Here is a 15,917-nt window from a genome sequence, read left to right as displayed (position 1 = left end):
AAAAAATGTGACGCGAACGCTTATCTCACCGATCCATAATCTCCTTCATTTCAAGGGTACATCGTACATGCCGCTGGCGAGAATCGCCTGTTGGCGAACTATTTGTCGAACAGAAACAGGGTGTGTTCGGGTATATGGATTTCAACATTCGCTCCAGGTCGATGGCTTTCCTGAGCATCGACCATGATGTGACGATCACCAATGCGGATCATGTGTCGCCATAGGCCGCCGGGATAACTGGTCTGTTCGACTGTTCCGTTGAGGATTAGCTCGGAGGCTTGGGCGGGCTGGTTTGCCCCCGGCTCGGTGAGGCGGGCTGCTTCACTGCGGAAGCGTGCGGATGCCAAGCCGTCTGAAAGGTTGCGACGGCCCGCAGAAATGCTACCGGCCTTGTTGTTGGCGCCCGCTGCGATCTCTATGCGATCGGCCTTGATCTGGATTGGCACTTCGATCAGATTTTCGGCACCCATAAATGCCGCTACAAAATCCGAAACAGGATGGTTGTAGACCTCTTCTGGTGCGCCAGCCTGTGCGATTTTGCCGTTATTGAGGATGACGATGCGGTCGGCCATAACCATGGCTTCTTCTCGGTCGTGTGTCACGTGGACCGCCGTAATGCCGAGGCGGCGCTGCAAAGCGCTGATCTCGTGGCGAACCGTCAGTCTGATGCGCGCATCGAGATTGGAAAGTGGCTCATCAAGCAACAAAATGTCAGGCTGAATAGCGAGGGCTCGACCGAGAGCGACACGCTGGCGCTGTCCGCCGGAAAGGGCGGAGGGTTTGCGCTCCAACAAGGCGTCGAGGCCCAGCAGGCGAGCAACTTCTTCGACCTTGTGCTTGATCTTTTCTTTTGCTGCGCCGCGAATACGCAGGCCGTAGCCCATGTTCTGCGCGACAGTCATATGCGGCCAGAGCGCGTAGGACTGGAAGACAAGTGCCATGCCGCGTTTATCCGGAGGGAGTTTTGTGACATCTTTCCCGTCTACCCGGATGGCGCCATCGGATGGCATGTTAAAGCCTGCGATCGCACGCAGCAGGGTTGTCTTCCCGCAGCCGGACGAGCCGAGAAGCGCAACGAATTCGCCCTTCTTGACTGACAAATTCACGCCTTTGAGAACTTCATTGCTCCCATAGCGAACGCGTGCGTCCGCCACCTCCAAAAACGCTGGCATAAGCGCCTCCTCCCCAGGATCGCCGGCTGGTTTTATTTTTTCTGCACAGCCGTGCAAATTGGATTGAAGCATCTTTAAGCCACCTCGACAAGCCGCAAAAGTGAAATTGCGTGGAAAACCGCTCTGAATTCCAATGTGGAACGTTATCTGGATGCTATTTAGCGAGATTTTATAACAGATGCATGACGCATAGCCGAAGACGTGGATAGCTTTGCAAAGCTGTCCACGTCGCACGCAAGCGGGCGCTGCGGAGAGTACAGGCCCAGGTTTGTTATCGATGTCGGGTCATACTTCTTCTGCGCGCTCTTCGAATTTTGCATTTCGCCGAGAGGAGTGGATGAACGCGGCAAGGAACATCGCGGTCATCAGCAGGACGATCGTTGGTGCCGGGGCGCTGTCGATGAAGAACGATAGATAGACACCAAAGAAAGATGCGATGACCGCAATCACCACAGCAAGCACCATCATGGCGCTGAATTTGCGCGTAAGCAGAAAGGCAATCGCACCAGGAGCGATCAACATGGCGATGGCCAGAATGATGCCTACTGCTTTCAGAACGCCAACAATTGTCAGCGATATCAGGCAGAGCAAGCCGTAGTGCAGAAGACGAACCGGGAGGCCGACGGCTCTGGCTTGTGCCGGGTCGAAAGCATGCAGCAGGAAGTCGCGCCATTTGACGACAAGAACGCCAGCGGTCAGCGCAGCGATAACTGCCGTTTCGATCAGGTCGGGTAGTGTTATGCCGAGCATGTCGCCAAACAGGATATGATCGAGATGCACTGTCGAGCGGATCGAAACGTAGAGGACGAGGCCCAGGCCGAACATGCCGGAGAATACGATGCCCATCACCGTATCCTGCTTGATACGGCTGTTCTCAGTGAGATAGCCGGTCGCAAGAGCACAAGCCATACCCGCTACAAAGGCGCCGATGCCAAAAGGTATCCCAATAATATAGGCAATAACCACACCCGGAAAAACGGCATGGCTGATCGCATCGCCCATCAGTGACCAGCCTTTGAGAACCAGAAAGCACGACAACAACGCTGTCGGGACGGCGATGAGCACTGAAATGGCGAGTGCATATCGCATAAACTCGAACTGAAAAGGGGAGGCCAGCATTTCAAGAATGGTCATTGCAGACTCTTCTTGAGGGCAATCGCAGCTTTGCGACGTGCTGCCAGAAGGCCATGTTTCGGAGCAAGGATAAAGACGCCGAGGAACACCAGCGTTTGGAGAACAACGATAATGCCTCCAGTCGCACCATCCAGAAAGTAGCTTACATAGGCACCGACGAAGCTCGTAATAGATCCGATGGCAACGGCAATCCAGAGCGAGCGAGAAAAGCGATCGGTTAGTAGATAAGCGGTAGCGCCTGGTGTGACCACCATACAGATGACGAGAAACGCACCGACTGTTTGCATAGCAGCGACTGTGGATGCCGACAAAAGCGTGAAAAACATGATCTTCAGGAGGTTGGGTTTGAGACCGATCGAACGCGCATGATTCTCATCGAAGAACACCACCATCAAGTCTTTCCATTTCAAAAGAAGCAGCGACAGGGAAACGAAACCGATAATCGCCAGTTGCAGGGTGTCTTCCGGCGTGATGGCAAGGATATTGCCGAGAACGATGGTTTGAATGCTGACAGCCGTCGGCTTGAGCGAGATCATAAACAAGCCGAGCCCGAAGAATGACGAGAAGATCAGGCCGATGATCGCGTCTTCCTTCAGCTTCGTGCGCTGGTTGAGAAAGAGCATCGCCGCTGCGGCAAGGCCTCCTGAAAAGAACGCACCGATGGAGAAGGGCAGACCGAGCATATAGGCGCCTGCGACACCCGGCACGATGGAATGGGAAAGAGCATCGCCGATGAGCGACCATCCTTTCAGCATGAGATAGACTGACAGGAAGGCGCAGACACCGCCAACCAATGCCGAAACCCACATGGCATTCAGCATATAATTGTAGCTGAATGGTTCAAGCAGCACGGTCATTGTTTCCGGCTCCCTTCCCGGGCGGAGGAGCCATCATTCTCGTATACAACGAACGGTCGTTCATCGTCTGTTATAACGCCTACTACAGCTCGTCCTGAGCGGTCAGTCTCAGCAAGCACGAGGTGGCGCAGTACACCACCGAATGTTTTTTCGAGGTTGGTCTGTGTGAACACTTCAGCCGTCGGCCCGTAACCAAGCACCGTTCGTTTCAGCAAGACCGTTCGGTCGCAGAACTCGGGAACACTGCCTAGATTGTGCGTCGAAACCAGCATGATGCGCCCTTCATCCCGGAGGCTGCGAAGAAGGGTGACGATTGCTTCTTCTGTTTTGACGTCCACTCCAGTAAATGGTTCGTCCAGAAGGATCACTCGTCCGTCTTGTGCGAGGGCTCGGGCCAGAAATACGCGTTTCTTTTGCCCTCCCGAAAGCTCGCCGATCTGCCGTTGGCGAAATTCGATCATGTTCACGCGAGCAAGTGCTTTTTCTACGGCGTCCCGATCTGCGCGGCGTGGAATGCGCATCATGCCCATATGGCCGTAGCGACCCATCATGACGACATCTTCGACGAGAACCGGAAAATTCCAGTCAACGTCCTCACTTTGCGGGACATAAGCTACGAGGTTTCTCTTCAATGCGACTCCAACCGGCATTCCAAGAATAGATATTTCACCCTTGGCGAGCTTCACAAACCCCATGATCGCTTTGAACAGGGTCGACTTACCTGATCCGTTGATACCGACAAGTGCTGTAATTGTGCCGGTTGGGGTAGTGAAGCTTGCATTATGCAAAGCCGTATGGCCGTTTCGGTATGTGACGGTTGCATCTTTAACATTGATACCGACGACTGTGCTTTTATCCATCGCAGCAGGTGTGTCTTCGTGAAGGTCTATGGGAGCATTCATTGTTTGAGTCCCTCAGCGATCGTGCTGGAGGTGATTTTAAGGAGGTCAATATATGTCGGCACGGGCCCATCTGGCTCCGAAAGTGAATCGACATAGAGAACACCCGCATATTTCGCCCCGGTTTCGCGTGCTACTTGCTTGGCCGGGGCAGGAGATACAGTGCTTTCGGAGAAGACAGCAATAATGTCGTTTTCGCGCACTGCGTCAATCACCTTGCGCACCTGCTGAGGGGTGCCTTGCTGATCTGCATTGATCGGCCAAAGGTAAAGTTCTTTCAAGCCGAAGTCGCGTGCGAGATATGAAAATGCGCCTTCACTGGAAACGAGCCAGCGCTTATCCTCTGGGATGGTCGCCAATTCATTTCGGATAGGATCGACTGTAGCTTTAATCTTCGCCTTATAAGCTTCTGCGTTTGCTATGTAGATATCCGCGTTCGAGGGATCGTTTTTGACAAAAGCATCCCGGATATTGTCGACATAGATCAAGGCCACATTTGGCGACATCCAGGCGTGCGGATTTGGCTTGCCGCCATAAGGCCCCTCGCTGATGTCGATCGGTTCAACACCGTCAGAGACAACCGCACTCGGAACATTCTTGAGCCGCGAGAAGAATTTCTCGAACCATAGCTCCAGTCCAAGACCGTTCCAGAGAACCAATTCTGCGTCTTGCGCTTTGATCAGATCTCCGGGCGTTGGTTGATAGTTGTGAATCTCTGCGCCTGGCTTCGTAATCGATTCAACAGTTGCGGCATCGCCCGCAATATTCTGGGCAATATCGGCAATAACGGTGAACGTAGTCACGGCCTTGAATTTTTCTGCAAGCGCACCGCTGGTGCTGATCCAGAGAAGGGACCCACCCATCAGACCGAGAGCTATTGATCGTTTAATACGGCGCAGCATATCCAACTCCTTGTTGCCAATAGTTTGCAATTGCATAAATGATTAATCATCTAAGGGCAAATCTTTTTGCAAGTCATTTGCAAGAAGAGTGGAATGGTATCCGGCGCTCAAAATTCCGATTGCAAAATGTGTTTACACGTATAAATTGCGTAGACAGAGATGAATGCGTCGCCGGGGTGTATTGTCTGTGATGGGCGAGCGACAGGGAAGGTCATGCGGTCTCGGTATAGACTGGGGTTTGTATTCCCTGTTCTCAGATTGAGGGAACGAGGTCGATATGAGCTTAGCAATTGATTTAACATCGGTTATTTCATCGGATGAGAGTGCTGAGAGGAACGAGAATGAGGAAGCGGAGGTGGCCGGGACTAAATGTGGTTTAACTTGCGCCACGACTCCGATAGGACCGGTCAGCTATCACGGAAACGGTACGACCTTCATCATTCTCAGAGAACCAGTTTACAATCTAAGATGGTATTCCTCTGTATGGGCAGGTGAAAAATCGAGTTGTTCAGCCGGAACTGTCTTCATCATTCCAGCTTCTACGGACTTATCAATCTATTGGCCTGAGCGAGCCGAAATCGTTATCGGGCAATTTGATGAGCAACTCGTGCAGGACGCACTTTTTGAGAGTTCATCATTTGGGGAGATCGACGGATTCAGAAGTGCTATAAAGTTCTCATGCAAAGAGTGTCTGCCAATATGTCATATGATCTGGGAGGAAATCTGCCAGCGGAGTGGGCAAGGTGAGTCTTACTTGAATGCTCTTGGCTTGGTTCTGAGCCGCACGATAGCTCTCAGCCTGTTAAATGATAGGGCTTTAATTGATAGCAGGGGCGGGCTTAGCGCTATAGCGTCTCACCAAATCGAAGCATATCTCGACCAGAACTTTCACAAGCCTCTTTCAGTTCCTGACATGGCTGAGTTGCTGGGAATCTCAGCAGGGCATTTTTCTACATGTTTTAGAATTAGTTTTGGGCAGACGCCACACCAGTATCTGATGGGATTAAGACTTGATGAGGCTGAGCGGTGCCTCAGAAAAACATCTATGACAATAAGCGAGATTGCGCGCCATTTAAACTTTTCCAGCCAAAGTCATCTAACGACCGCTTTACGGAAATATCGACACGCAACTCCTGGAGAGTTGCGTAGATAGAGGTTTAGGAAGGCTTCTTTCCAAAAACCTACCTAGCTTTCATCGGGCTCGAATGATGGCAACATAGCGCCGCTTAAAAAAACGTATTCAGCTTAAGTGTCTGTTGACTTGCGCTTCCGCCATTTGCGCCAGATGTGAACCTCACTTTTGCGGCGCCAGCGACGGACGCGATGTGAGTCATGAGAAAGGACAATAAGTCCGAGTGGGATCATCCAGAAGCCAAGAATCGGTAGAAAGCCGAGCGAGCCACCGACTACGAGTGTGCCGCCAAGCATACGGCGCATCATGACCGATTGCGGTATTGGGATTCGTCGTCCGAGAATCACAATGGTTTTTTTGATGGTTGTTTCGGTGTATTGGTTACTCACAGGCGGATCTCTTAGGCTGGTATGTTGCCATTCACAGGAGGAAAACGTCCCAGAGAATATAGGGTTTCGAGGACATAACGCAAAAAGATGAAAAAAAATGGATTTAGCCCTTTGCAAACGTGAAATCCTTTTGCTATACGCCACATCGCTGACGCAACGAGCACCTGTTCCCCGGTAGCTCAGTGGTAGAGCAACCGGCTGTTAACCGGTTGGTCGCTGGTTCGAATCCGGCCCGGGGAGCCACTTCAATCTTGAAGTTGCTTATTTTCCAATGTTTTGACGACTGAAGTTTTCGACGGTGCACACCACGGTACGCAGAGCAAACACAATGCCTCCGCCTTGAAGGACGAGAACTGTCCGCCTGTCGTTTTTTTTAGCGGGATCAATGCTTCCGGCTATCTGCGTCCTGTGATGATCGAACGAAATGAATGGTTTTGGAGTTACTCACATAGGCGGCAAACTGCGACGCTCCCTAGGCTATTGAAATCAGGCTACATATCTGCTCGCTAACGCTCGGCTCAAGTCCGTCGGAAGTGTATCTTTCATAATATTAGTTCCTCATGTCGTGTGCATATCGATTCCTCCCGTTCGTGTTGAACCAAATCGTGCTTCGTGCGTTGGTTGGCTATTGGTTAACCATGATTGGAGAATGGCAATGCCTTGGTATTTTCGTCTCGAGTCCGGCTTTGCCGCTGTTTTTGTGATAGCGGTTTGTGCTCACGTGCTTGTTCAGTTGATCCGATAGTTGGACGGAGCATTTTTCAATAAGGTTACGGCGCAGGCGATCGCGAATAGCAGATCGACCAAATTGCCAGTAGCTTCTGTGGGAAGTGATCATCTAATGACGCGTTGGTGAGATCGCTGGCTGCTGCAAGGTTTATCACGAAGATGACGCAGTAGGACCATGTCCGATACTTATTGACCTTCCGGACATTTTTTGTTTCGGAAGACCGCGCGGCTTAAAGCGCGTACCGAAAAGTGTGAAACGGTTTTCGGATAAGATTCGCATTAAAACAAATAATCAGATCGACACTCAAATCAACTGTTGAGAGAATCAGAACAGGTGTGTGAGCACTCATTTGGTCTATCCCAGATGGGAGAAATGAATGCCGGTACAAGATGGCAACCGGGTTTTTGTGGAATGAACTATGCGTTTGCGGGCTCATGTTGTTTTGGTGCACATATCTTCAATTGTCGCATTGCCTACCTTTGCTGACGCTTAAGTAGGTAGGTGCGTCGGCTCTTCTAATATTGTTGCATCTGGGATGTCGACCTACATCGAACTGGGTGAAATTTTGATGGTAGGCCTACGGAGTTAGTTGTCGCAAATGGAGACGAAGCCGACAGGACCCGTCGAGTACGCTCAGTCGGAGTGGTGACAAACTGCAAGCGCCAGCTCCGCATACTGTCAGCCGTTTCACAGTTGCGATGTTACGACTGATTCACTCATCAAAATTTCGAATACAACATCTGAAGACGTTAAAAGTGGCAGAGCCGAAGAGCCTGATTAAGACTCGTTATTGGTGAAATTTGCTAGAGATTTGACAAAATGTGAAAAGACTTCGGAGTTCCCCGGGAGCTTCTAAGAAACCACCAGAGATTACGTGGGTTTTTCAGAAATGCAGCGCAAGGAACATTTGGCTCTGAATTCAGTTGACTCTTTTATCAGCCCAACTGTCGGAGTAGGGAAATGAAACGAGCAGCAATTGTGATGACGCTACTATTGTTCTCCTCGAGCATGACTTTCGCACAGGAATCGGGGATGCCAACGCAATCAGGCACACAAGAACCCGAAGCGCCTGGCAATCCGCCACCTGCACCCGCGCAGCCGCCTTCCGACCCAGATAGTGTTTACGTTCCTCAAAAGTCTGGGGCACAGAAACAGGACCGGCTTCCAAGGCCTGAACGGGATAAATGTGCGCCGGGACAGGATGCAAAAAAGTGCGTTGAACAGCAACGCGGTCGCAAATAACGCTTTCTTTTTCGAAGTTCAGCCCTACTGAAATTCGGTATGCGTGTTGTATTGCGGGCGGCATCTGTGCCGTAGCGTCGGCAGATGTTGGTTCCCGCACCAAAGTGGTGAAATCCGATAAAATGACCGCTACGATGGTAGTCAGTTGCTCATCCAGGATACTCTTCTCTTGGGTCGCGGCCCTATATGCTCTAGCGGACTGACCATGTTAGAAGGTTGAGTTGGATTGCCAGGTTCACGCGAGGTGATCTTTCTGGCGTTTCAACCGCATCCAGGCGAACAAGTCTTCGCCTTGTTGTTTGCGCTTGTGACAAAAGCCGAATTGTTTTCGGCCAGTTTGGTAACTCTAAGTGCCCCATTGTGTGCATTTCGAAGCACTTTGCAATTAGAGTTTCGGCGCGATTTTCATCATCGCAGCAGATAAAATATTGTTCTTATTTGGGAAATTTGGAGGCCTCGCCCGGAATCGAACCGGGGTGCAAGGATTTGCAGTCCTCTGCGTAACCACTCCGCCACGAGGCCATCCGTAAAGCCGCTACCAAATCAGTTGGCAGTGCCTTGGTCCGTTCCAATATTGATACAGACTGGTCTCGTCAAGCTGTTAGAGGCAAATGTCGAAATTTTCTACAGAGGTTTATGTGCCCCCGGAAAACTCAAGGCTGTTCGTCTCGGTCAGGCGGCATTTGCGGACGCGCAAGATTACCCTTGGAAAAAGTATAGCCTGTTTCGACGACACTTGACCCAAATTTGTTTCGCAACCGGTCAACAGCGTTTTCGGCGACGGCGCGTTTGGTGGCCTGGGTGTCAACAAGGTCAGGTGGGTCGGCCCGATCACTTGAAGAAATCTCGCTAACCCCAATTCCAAGCAACCGAAATCGAGTCCCGTCTAGTTCCTTTTCAAGAAGCTGTAATCCGTGGCGGAAGATCCTGTCGGCTAGCTGGGTCGGGTCGGCAAGCTGACGATTGCGCGTGCGCGATTTGAAATCTTGCGTTTTCAGCTTCAGGACGACGATGCGACCGGCGATTTCTCCTGCTTTCAGCCGCCGCGAGACCTTTTCGGCGAGCGCGCGAAGAACCGGAATGAGGTCGCAGGCCTCTGACAGGTCGTTGTTGAAGGTCGTCTCGGCTGAAACGCTTTTCATGTCATGGTCCGGCTCAACTTTGCGGCTATCCTGGCCTCGGGACAAACGATAAAGACGCTGTCCCATCGCGCCATAGGCCTTCATGAGCGACCCTTCCTGCATTGTCTGTAGCTGGCCAATAGACCGAATTCCGTCGCTTTCCAACTTGGCTGCAAAGGCCTTGCCGACACCCCAGATTGTGCTGACAGATCGGTCCCGCAGAAATGTCAGTGCTTCCACCTCGCCGATGACAGAGAACCCCCGCGGTTTTTCGATGTCGGACGCAACTTTGGCTAAAAACTTACAGTAAGATAGCCCAATCGAAGCGGAAATGCCGATTTCATCCTCTACTCGTTTGGCAAAGCGGGCGAGAACAATAGCAGGTGGCGCCTTATGCAGGCGCTCTGTACCACTCAGGTCCAGAAAAGCTTCATCAATGGACAGAGGCTCCACGAGCGGTGTCAGGTCACGCATCATCTGTCGGATTTCGCGACCGACGCGGACATATTTTTCCATGTTCGGCTTGACGACGACTGCGTCAGGACACGCTTCCAGCGCCTTGAACATAGGCATTGCTGATCGTACGCCGTGAATGCGAGCAAGATAGCAGGCGGTCGACACAACACCGCGCTTCCCGCCGCCAATGATGAGCGGTTTGTCTCGCAGTTCAGGATTGTCCCGTTTTTCAACCGAGGCGTAAAATGCGTCGCAATCAATATGTGCCAAGGTGAGCTTATAAAGCTCTTTATGGCGTAGAAGGCGGGGACTGCCACATGCATGGCATCGCCTGATCGCGTCCGATTTCTGCGGCGAAAGACAATCGCGGCATACACCTTTTTCCGGATTGTTGGGGGCAGTGGTGTCAGCCATGAGGACGAGCCGTCTGATGAACATAAAAGGAACATCCTTTTATAGCATCGAAAGGCCGGAACGCCACCGGGATATATGATGCTGGCTGGTCTTACACTTGACATTGCCGGGAATATCACCAAGTTTAGCGCCATGAACAACCGTTTTGCATCCATACTTCATCGGGTTTATCCGATCACGGGATAGCTACCCTCGAGTTCTGCCTAGCGCAGGGGAACTCCGGGGGACGGTACGCCGCCTGTTCGACAGCGGATTTCAAATAAGCGCTTTCACCAAAATCAATCTGAACAGCTTCGTGCCGAAAGACAGCACGGAGATTTATTACCTTTCAACAGCAGTGAGCACTCGCCATGAGCGGAAAGAATCGCAAGAAGCCCAATATCGTCGTCAGCGAAATCGACTATGAACGCCTGATGGGGTTGGCCACCAATGTTTCCGAACGTCTCGAGGAGATTGCCGAGGAACTGATGGTCGAACTCGATCGTGCGAAAGTGGTGCCCGCGAAGCGTTTGCCGCAGAACGTGATTCACATGGGCTCTACCGTGGAGTTTCGTTCCAATGATGGACAAGAACGCCGGGTGACGCTGGTTTATCCAGGCGAGGCGGATATCGCACAAAGCAAGATTTCGATTCTCACGCCTATCGGAACTGCGTTGATCGGCCTTGCTCCTGGCCAGTCAATTTCCTGGACTGCACGCGATGGCAAGCAGCATGAGCTGAACGTGTTGTCGGTTTCAGATGAAGCTGAGGCCGCTACGGCAAATCCTGCCGCTGAATAGTCAATAAAAAGCCCGGCAAGCCGGGCTTTTCAATATATCGATTGGGACATTGAGCTAAAGGTGCTGGTTTACTCCTCCAGGCAGGTACGTCAGAGCTTTTTCGATTGTTCCCGGATCACGACCTGCGTCTTCGCAGTAGCGAATCAATGTCGGCTCATGCGCGAGAAAAAACTGTAATACACCGGCAAGAAAGCCGGGCTCTAGCGCTGCTTGTCGAATCGACGTGGCCTCTATGCCTGTCAGTGCGAGAAAGCGAGGCAGCAGGTCCTTATCCTGCGCCAGCCACCCCAACGCCTCAATAGCGATTGCTTCGGCATCCGCTTGGCCCATCGGCTCTTTCATGTGGTTTCTCCGCTTTTCCCATGGTTTCGCCGAATGTGTACCGGTCGACTTGTCGAGGAACAATGGAATTATTTGCCTTTCATCAATGAAATGAGGTTAAACTATTCGCAGTCTAAAAAGTGGGGACATTCTGGCAGATAAGAAAATCGAGCAAATGCCGGGTTGCTACAGGGAATAAGACCAAGGAACTTTCGATGCCGAAAAGCGTAATGATCGTCGAAGACAACGAGCTGAATATGAAGTTGTTTCGCGATCTTATCGAAGCCAGCGGATATGAGACCATCAGGACGAGAAACGGGCTTGAGGCGCTTGATCTTGCACGTGAACATCGACCTGACCTGATTCTTATGGACATACAGCTACCCGAAGTGTCGGGGCTGGAAGTTACCAAATGGCTGAAGGACGACGACGAATTACGACATATTCCGGTTATTGCCGTAACGGCGTTTGCAATGAAGGGCGACGAGGAACGCATTCGGCAGGGAGGCTGTGAAGCCTATATATCCAAGCCGATATCGGTTCCACGCTTCATAGAAACAATTAAATCCTATCTGGGCGACGCTTAGCGGAAAATAGGGCGAGGGGCATCATGACTGCACGAATTCTCGTCGTTGACGATGTGGATTCCAATGTAAAGCTCCTCGAGGCACGGCTGCTATCTGAATATTATGAAGTTGTTACGGCTTATAATGGACCCGAGGCCATAGAAATTTGCCTGGGCGGGCAGATTGATGTCGTGCTCCTTGACATATTGATGCCGGATATGGACGGTTTTGAAGTGTGCCGTCGTCTAAAGGATGATCCGCGCACATCCAATATTCCGGTTGTGATGGTCACTTCGCTCGATGGTTCCGAAGACAAGATTCGTGGTCTCGAAGCCGGCGCCGATGACTTTCTGTCCAAGCCTGTCAGTGATCTTCAACTTATGTCGCGTGTGAAGAGCCTGGCACGGCTGAAACTGGTTTCTGACGAGCTGTTCCAACGGACCGGTACAATTGCCGATGCCGAGGTGGAAACGCTGCTGGCAAGCAAGATGGGCGGTAATTATGCCGATGAGGACGAGGTCGCGCGTATTCTCATCGTTGATGAGGATGAACTGGCTGCTGCACGTCTAAGGCTCATTCTTGGTGAGAACTACCGTGTTGATGTGGCCAGCGATGCCAACACGGCATTGATCCGGGCGATAGATACCGATTACGATAGCATCGTCGTTTCGGCCAACTTCACTTACTACGATCCGCTTCGTCTTTGTTCGCAGCTACGAACCATAGAACGCACCAGACTGGTGCCGATCATTCTCGTCGTTCGAGAAGATGAAGGAGCGCTCGTGGTGCGTGCGCTGGAACTTGGCGTGAACGACTATCTGATGCGCCCGCTTGAGAAGCTGGAACTCTTCGCTCGTCTGCGGACCCAGATCAAGCGGAAGTGCTACAATGATCTTTTGCGGCAGAGCCTCAATCGCACAATCACCATGGCGGTGACGGATAGTCTTACAGGGCTGCACAACCGCCGTTATCTTGATACGCACATGCCTGTCCTGCTGACACGCGCCATTGGGCGTGAGCGTCCATTGTCAGTCATTATGCTCGACTTCGATCACTTCAAACGGATCAATGACCAATATGGGCATGATGCCGGTGACGATGTCCTTCGTGAGTTTGCAGCGCGTCTGCGCAAGAATATCCGCGGGATGGATCTCATGTGTCGCTACGGCGGAGAGGAATTTGTCGTAGTTCTGCCGGACAGTGATGTGGAAGCCGCGAAGGCTGTCGCAGAGCGAATCCGCATTGCTGTGTCGGACACGTCCTTTATTGTCGCCAACGGCAAGCACAAGGTTAATCTGACCATCAGCATGGGGGTCGCTGGACTGAGGTTGATGGGAGACAGCGCCGACGCTCTTTTCTCGAGGACAGATGTCGCGCTTTATCAGGCAAAGAAAGGCGGTCGTAACCGCATCGTCTCCTCTGCAGCCTAAGATTAAGCGCGGGATGGAAAGCAAAAAGCCGTCTCTTTCGAGACGGCTTTTTATTTCAATCGTCTTGTCGATGACGATCGGAAGCGAATTACTTGATCTTCGTTTCCTTGAAATCGACGTGCTTGCGCGCAATCGGGTCATACTTGGTCTTTGTCATCTTTTCCGTCATCGTGCGGCTGTTCTTCTTCGTTACGTAGAAGAAGCCGGTGTCAGCGGTCGACAAAAGCTTGATCTTGATCGTCGTAGCCTTGGCCATATCGAATTACCTGCTCTGTATCTTTGCCGGAGCATGATCTTTCCGAAAACCGGTTCCCAACTCTCGGGATCATGCTCAATGGATGGAAACCTCCAGCGATTCCGGTAATCTCATCCGGCAGCGGAAATTTGGCGCGACACTACGTATTGGTGGCGAAAAGTCAAGCCTGCTTCTTCCGCAAAAGCAGTCTTCCTGCTGCAAAGAGTGCATATGCAGCAAAAAACATACCGAGAGTCATCGGAAATCCTTGTGGCCCCAGCATGTCCATACCGACGCCGACGGCTTGTGGTCCGGCAAGCATGCCGATGGCATAGCAGAACACAAAAGCGGCATTGGCGGATGCAAGCTCACGGCCAGTCAGTTCCGACCCGAGATGCGCAAGGCCGATCGTATAGAGGCCTGCTACCACGCCACCCCACAGGAACAAAACGGCCGCCAAGAGGTACCAATGTTGCATGAGGTATGGAAGGGCGATCATGCCGATCAGGCCAGTAGTGGCGCAGATGAGCAAAAGCTTGCGGCGATCTGAAATGCGGTCGCTGACAATGCCCAATGGAATCTGCATCAGCACATTGCCGAGGCCGATCATCGTAAGCAGCAAGGCTGCATCTGCCTCGGGATAACCGATGCGTGCGCCAAAAACAGGAAAGAGGGCAAAGCCTCCAGTCTCCACCGCACCGAAAACAAAGACGGCCATGGTTGCTGTTGGAACAGCGAAGATAAAAGGGAGAAAGGGAACGTGTTCGCCTTCTTCAAAGTCCGGGCTGTCACGCCATGCGAATGCAACCGGTATAAGGGCAATCATGATAATGACAAAGCCGACATAGAAGGGCAGGCCCCCGGTGCTTCCTATCTTCGAGAACAGCCATGGCCCGAGCGCAAAGCCCAGTGAAAGGGATGTGGAGTAGATACCAAGCACCAGCCCACGCTTTTCAGGCGGTGCGGAAGCATTGATCCAGTATTCTGACAAAACGAAGAGCACTGTCAGTGCGAAATGCAGCACAATGCGCAGTGCAAACCACGTCCATAGGGCTTGAAAGAAGTGGAAACCGAGAAAGGCGGCGCTCCCGATGAGGAGCATGAGAAATATCGCCTTGACCACGCCCAGTCGTGCGGCGATGGGGGCGGCAAGAGGAGCAGCAACGATGGAAGCCAGACCCGCAGCGGCAGTGTTGGCACCGATCAAACTTGCCGAGTAACCGCGGCTCTCCAGCAGGACGCTCAAAAGCGGAATGCCCAGGCCGATTGCTGCACCAACCGCACTGATGGTGGCTATGGCTGCAGCAAGCGAACGCCAGTGCATCTGGCCCTGTGCCTGTCCGCCGCCTGGTTCTTGCGGGACAAGATCGGCGGGTTGGATTTCTTTATTCATCGGATTCAGATCACTTCGCGAACAAAGCGGCCATGCCGCTTGGTATATTGCACCACCGGTAAGGTGACAGGCAGTTCGGCTTCGGTATCCACCAAAAGCACACGCGCTTCTTTCAGGATCGCCTGCGTAATAGGGGCAACGTCAAGTTCATTGATGTGGTCGATGGAAACCCAGTCCAGATCTTCCAGTTCACCACTGGGAACGAGCGGTTGCTGATCCAGTTCCGGTATATGATCGCGAAACGCGATAAAAAAACGGGTATCGAAGCGACGCACATTGTCCGGTGGTGTTATCGCTCGTGCAAAATAACGCAGACTATTCAGCGCCGGTACCATGCCGCTGTCGAGGAATGCAGACCAGTCCTCATGAGAGGGCGAAGAAACTGGTGCCGAAGCTGCTCGCCCGATGCGAAGTCCTGTCTCTTCGAAAGTTTCGCGAATAGCACAAAGGCCGAGTGCACGGGCGCGACGTAGCGACGCGCGCGAGCCCATGCCCGCGAGCAGTTTGATAATATCGGTGTCATTCAGCTCGGCAGAAGCCGCAATAGCACCATCTGCGGGGTCAGCTCGCCCGCCCGGAAAAACGAACTTTCCGGGCATGAAAGCAAGGCTTGCGTGGCGCTTACCCATGAGAATGCGCGGTTTACTGCCGACCCTGTCGACAAGCAGTAGGGATGCGGCATCGCGTGGCCGCAAAATTTTGGCTGGAGAGGAGGGAGGCTGAATCATGGCGATCATGGTGACGT

Annotated in this window: 15 protein-coding genes and 2 tRNA genes; 5 read left to right on the top strand and 12 right to left on the bottom strand. The window is 52.2% G+C overall.

The genetic code is table 11. The features are described 5' to 3' along the window. Positions 1-98 precede the first annotated feature (98 nt). From ACYSN1_RS09960 to ACYSN1_RS09940, 5 genes are all read right to left on the bottom strand, one after another. Complete coding sequence (locus ACYSN1_RS09960) at positions 99-1,172, bottom strand: ABC transporter ATP-binding protein (protein ID WP_461725517.1); 1,074 nt, start codon at positions 1,170-1,172, stop codon at positions 99-101. Between the two features lie 285 nt (positions 1,173-1,457). After that, positions 1,458-2,306 carry a metal ABC transporter permease gene (locus tag ACYSN1_RS09955; RefSeq protein ID WP_461725516.1) on the bottom strand — a complete coding sequence of 283 codons (849 nt, stop codon included), beginning with the start codon at positions 2,304-2,306 and terminating at the stop codon, positions 1,458-1,460. Further along, positions 2,303-3,163 carry a metal ABC transporter permease gene (locus tag ACYSN1_RS09950; RefSeq protein WP_461725515.1) on the bottom strand — a complete coding sequence of 287 codons (861 nt, stop codon included), beginning with the start codon at positions 3,161-3,163 and terminating at the stop codon, positions 2,303-2,305. The genes ACYSN1_RS09955 and ACYSN1_RS09950 overlap by 4 nt, the downstream gene beginning before the upstream one ends. After that, positions 3,160-4,065 carry a manganese/iron ABC transporter ATP-binding protein gene (locus ACYSN1_RS09945; protein WP_461725514.1) on the bottom strand — a complete coding sequence of 302 codons (906 nt, stop codon included), beginning with the start codon at positions 4,063-4,065 and terminating at the stop codon, positions 3,160-3,162. The genes ACYSN1_RS09950 and ACYSN1_RS09945 overlap by 4 nt, the downstream gene beginning before the upstream one ends. Then, positions 4,062-4,925, bottom strand: a complete 864-nt coding sequence (locus ACYSN1_RS09940; protein ID WP_461725867.1) for a metal ABC transporter substrate-binding protein — start codon at positions 4,923-4,925, stop codon at positions 4,062-4,064. The genes ACYSN1_RS09945 and ACYSN1_RS09940 overlap by 4 nt, the downstream gene beginning before the upstream one ends. A 316-nt stretch (positions 4,926-5,241) precedes the next feature. On the opposite strand from ACYSN1_RS09940, the gene ACYSN1_RS09935 reads away from it, so the two are divergent. After that, positions 5,242-6,117, top strand: coding sequence for an AraC family transcriptional regulator (locus tag ACYSN1_RS09935; protein WP_461725513.1), 876 nt, complete (start codon positions 5,242-5,244; stop codon positions 6,115-6,117). A gap of 92 nt (positions 6,118-6,209) precedes the next feature. On the opposite strand, the gene ACYSN1_RS09930 is transcribed toward ACYSN1_RS09935, so the two are convergent. Beyond that, a complete protein-coding gene (locus ACYSN1_RS09930; protein ID WP_461725512.1) occupies positions 6,210-6,404 on the bottom strand; it encodes a hypothetical protein in 195 nt (64 codons plus the stop codon). A 249-nt stretch (positions 6,405-6,653) separates the two neighbouring features. Between ACYSN1_RS09930 and ACYSN1_RS09925 the strand changes: the two genes are divergently transcribed. After that, a tRNA-Asn gene (locus ACYSN1_RS09925) sits at positions 6,654-6,728 on the top strand. Positions 6,729-8,905: 2,177 nt separating this feature from the next. Here ACYSN1_RS09925 and ACYSN1_RS09920 read toward each other — a convergent pair. Together ACYSN1_RS09920 and ACYSN1_RS09915 are read right to left on the bottom strand one after the other, a co-directional pair. Then, positions 8,906-8,979 (bottom strand) — tRNA-Cys (locus ACYSN1_RS09920). A 131-nt stretch (positions 8,980-9,110) separates the two neighbouring features. Then, on the bottom strand, positions 9,111-10,448 hold the full coding sequence (locus tag ACYSN1_RS09915; protein WP_461725866.1) for a DNA polymerase IV: 1,338 nt from the start codon (positions 10,446-10,448) through the stop codon (positions 9,111-9,113). Positions 10,449-10,798: 350 nt separating this feature from the next. Between ACYSN1_RS09915 and rnk the strand changes: the two genes are divergently transcribed. After that, a complete protein-coding gene (gene rnk, locus ACYSN1_RS09910) occupies positions 10,799-11,227 on the top strand; it encodes a nucleoside diphosphate kinase regulator (RefSeq protein ID WP_461725511.1) in 429 nt (142 codons plus the stop codon). A 54-nt stretch (positions 11,228-11,281) separates the two neighbouring features. Here the strand turns inward: rnk and ACYSN1_RS09905 are convergent, their stop codons facing one another. Continuing rightward, entirely contained in the window at positions 11,282-11,569 is a 288-nt protein-coding gene (locus tag ACYSN1_RS09905) for a DUF3572 domain-containing protein (RefSeq protein ID WP_461725510.1), read from the bottom strand. A 194-nt stretch (positions 11,570-11,763) separates the two neighbouring features. On the opposite strand from ACYSN1_RS09905, the gene ACYSN1_RS09900 reads away from it, so the two are divergent. Together ACYSN1_RS09900 and ACYSN1_RS09895 are read left to right on the top strand one after the other, a co-directional pair. Next, positions 11,764-12,135, top strand: coding sequence for a response regulator (locus tag ACYSN1_RS09900; protein WP_010658876.1), 372 nt, complete (start codon positions 11,764-11,766; stop codon positions 12,133-12,135). Between the two features lie 23 nt (positions 12,136-12,158). Beyond that, positions 12,159-13,544, top strand: coding sequence for a PleD family two-component system response regulator (locus tag ACYSN1_RS09895; RefSeq protein WP_461725509.1), 1,386 nt, complete (start codon positions 12,159-12,161; stop codon positions 13,542-13,544). 88 nt (positions 13,545-13,632) lie between these two features. Here the strand turns inward: ACYSN1_RS09895 and rpmG are convergent, their stop codons facing one another. The 3 genes from rpmG to ACYSN1_RS09880 all read right to left on the bottom strand — a co-directional run bounded on the left by rpmG (position 13,633) and on the right by ACYSN1_RS09880 (position 15,909). Beyond that, positions 13,633-13,800, bottom strand: a complete 168-nt coding sequence (gene rpmG / locus ACYSN1_RS09890) for a 50S ribosomal protein L33 (protein ID WP_007878621.1) — start codon at positions 13,798-13,800, stop codon at positions 13,633-13,635. 160 nt (positions 13,801-13,960) lie between these two features. Further along, positions 13,961-15,103 (bottom strand): MFS transporter, encoded by a 1,143-nt coding sequence (locus tag ACYSN1_RS09885; protein WP_461725865.1) that lies wholly within the window; start codon positions 15,101-15,103, stop codon positions 13,961-13,963. Positions 15,104-15,177: 74 nt separating this feature from the next. Continuing rightward, complete coding sequence (locus ACYSN1_RS09880) at positions 15,178-15,909, bottom strand: NUDIX hydrolase (protein WP_461725508.1); 732 nt, start codon at positions 15,907-15,909, stop codon at positions 15,178-15,180. Positions 15,910-15,917: the final 8 nt, after the last annotated feature.

Source organism: Brucella sp. LJL56 (assembly GCF_054871705.1).
This window is presented reverse-complemented; position numbering and strand designations above follow the sequence as displayed.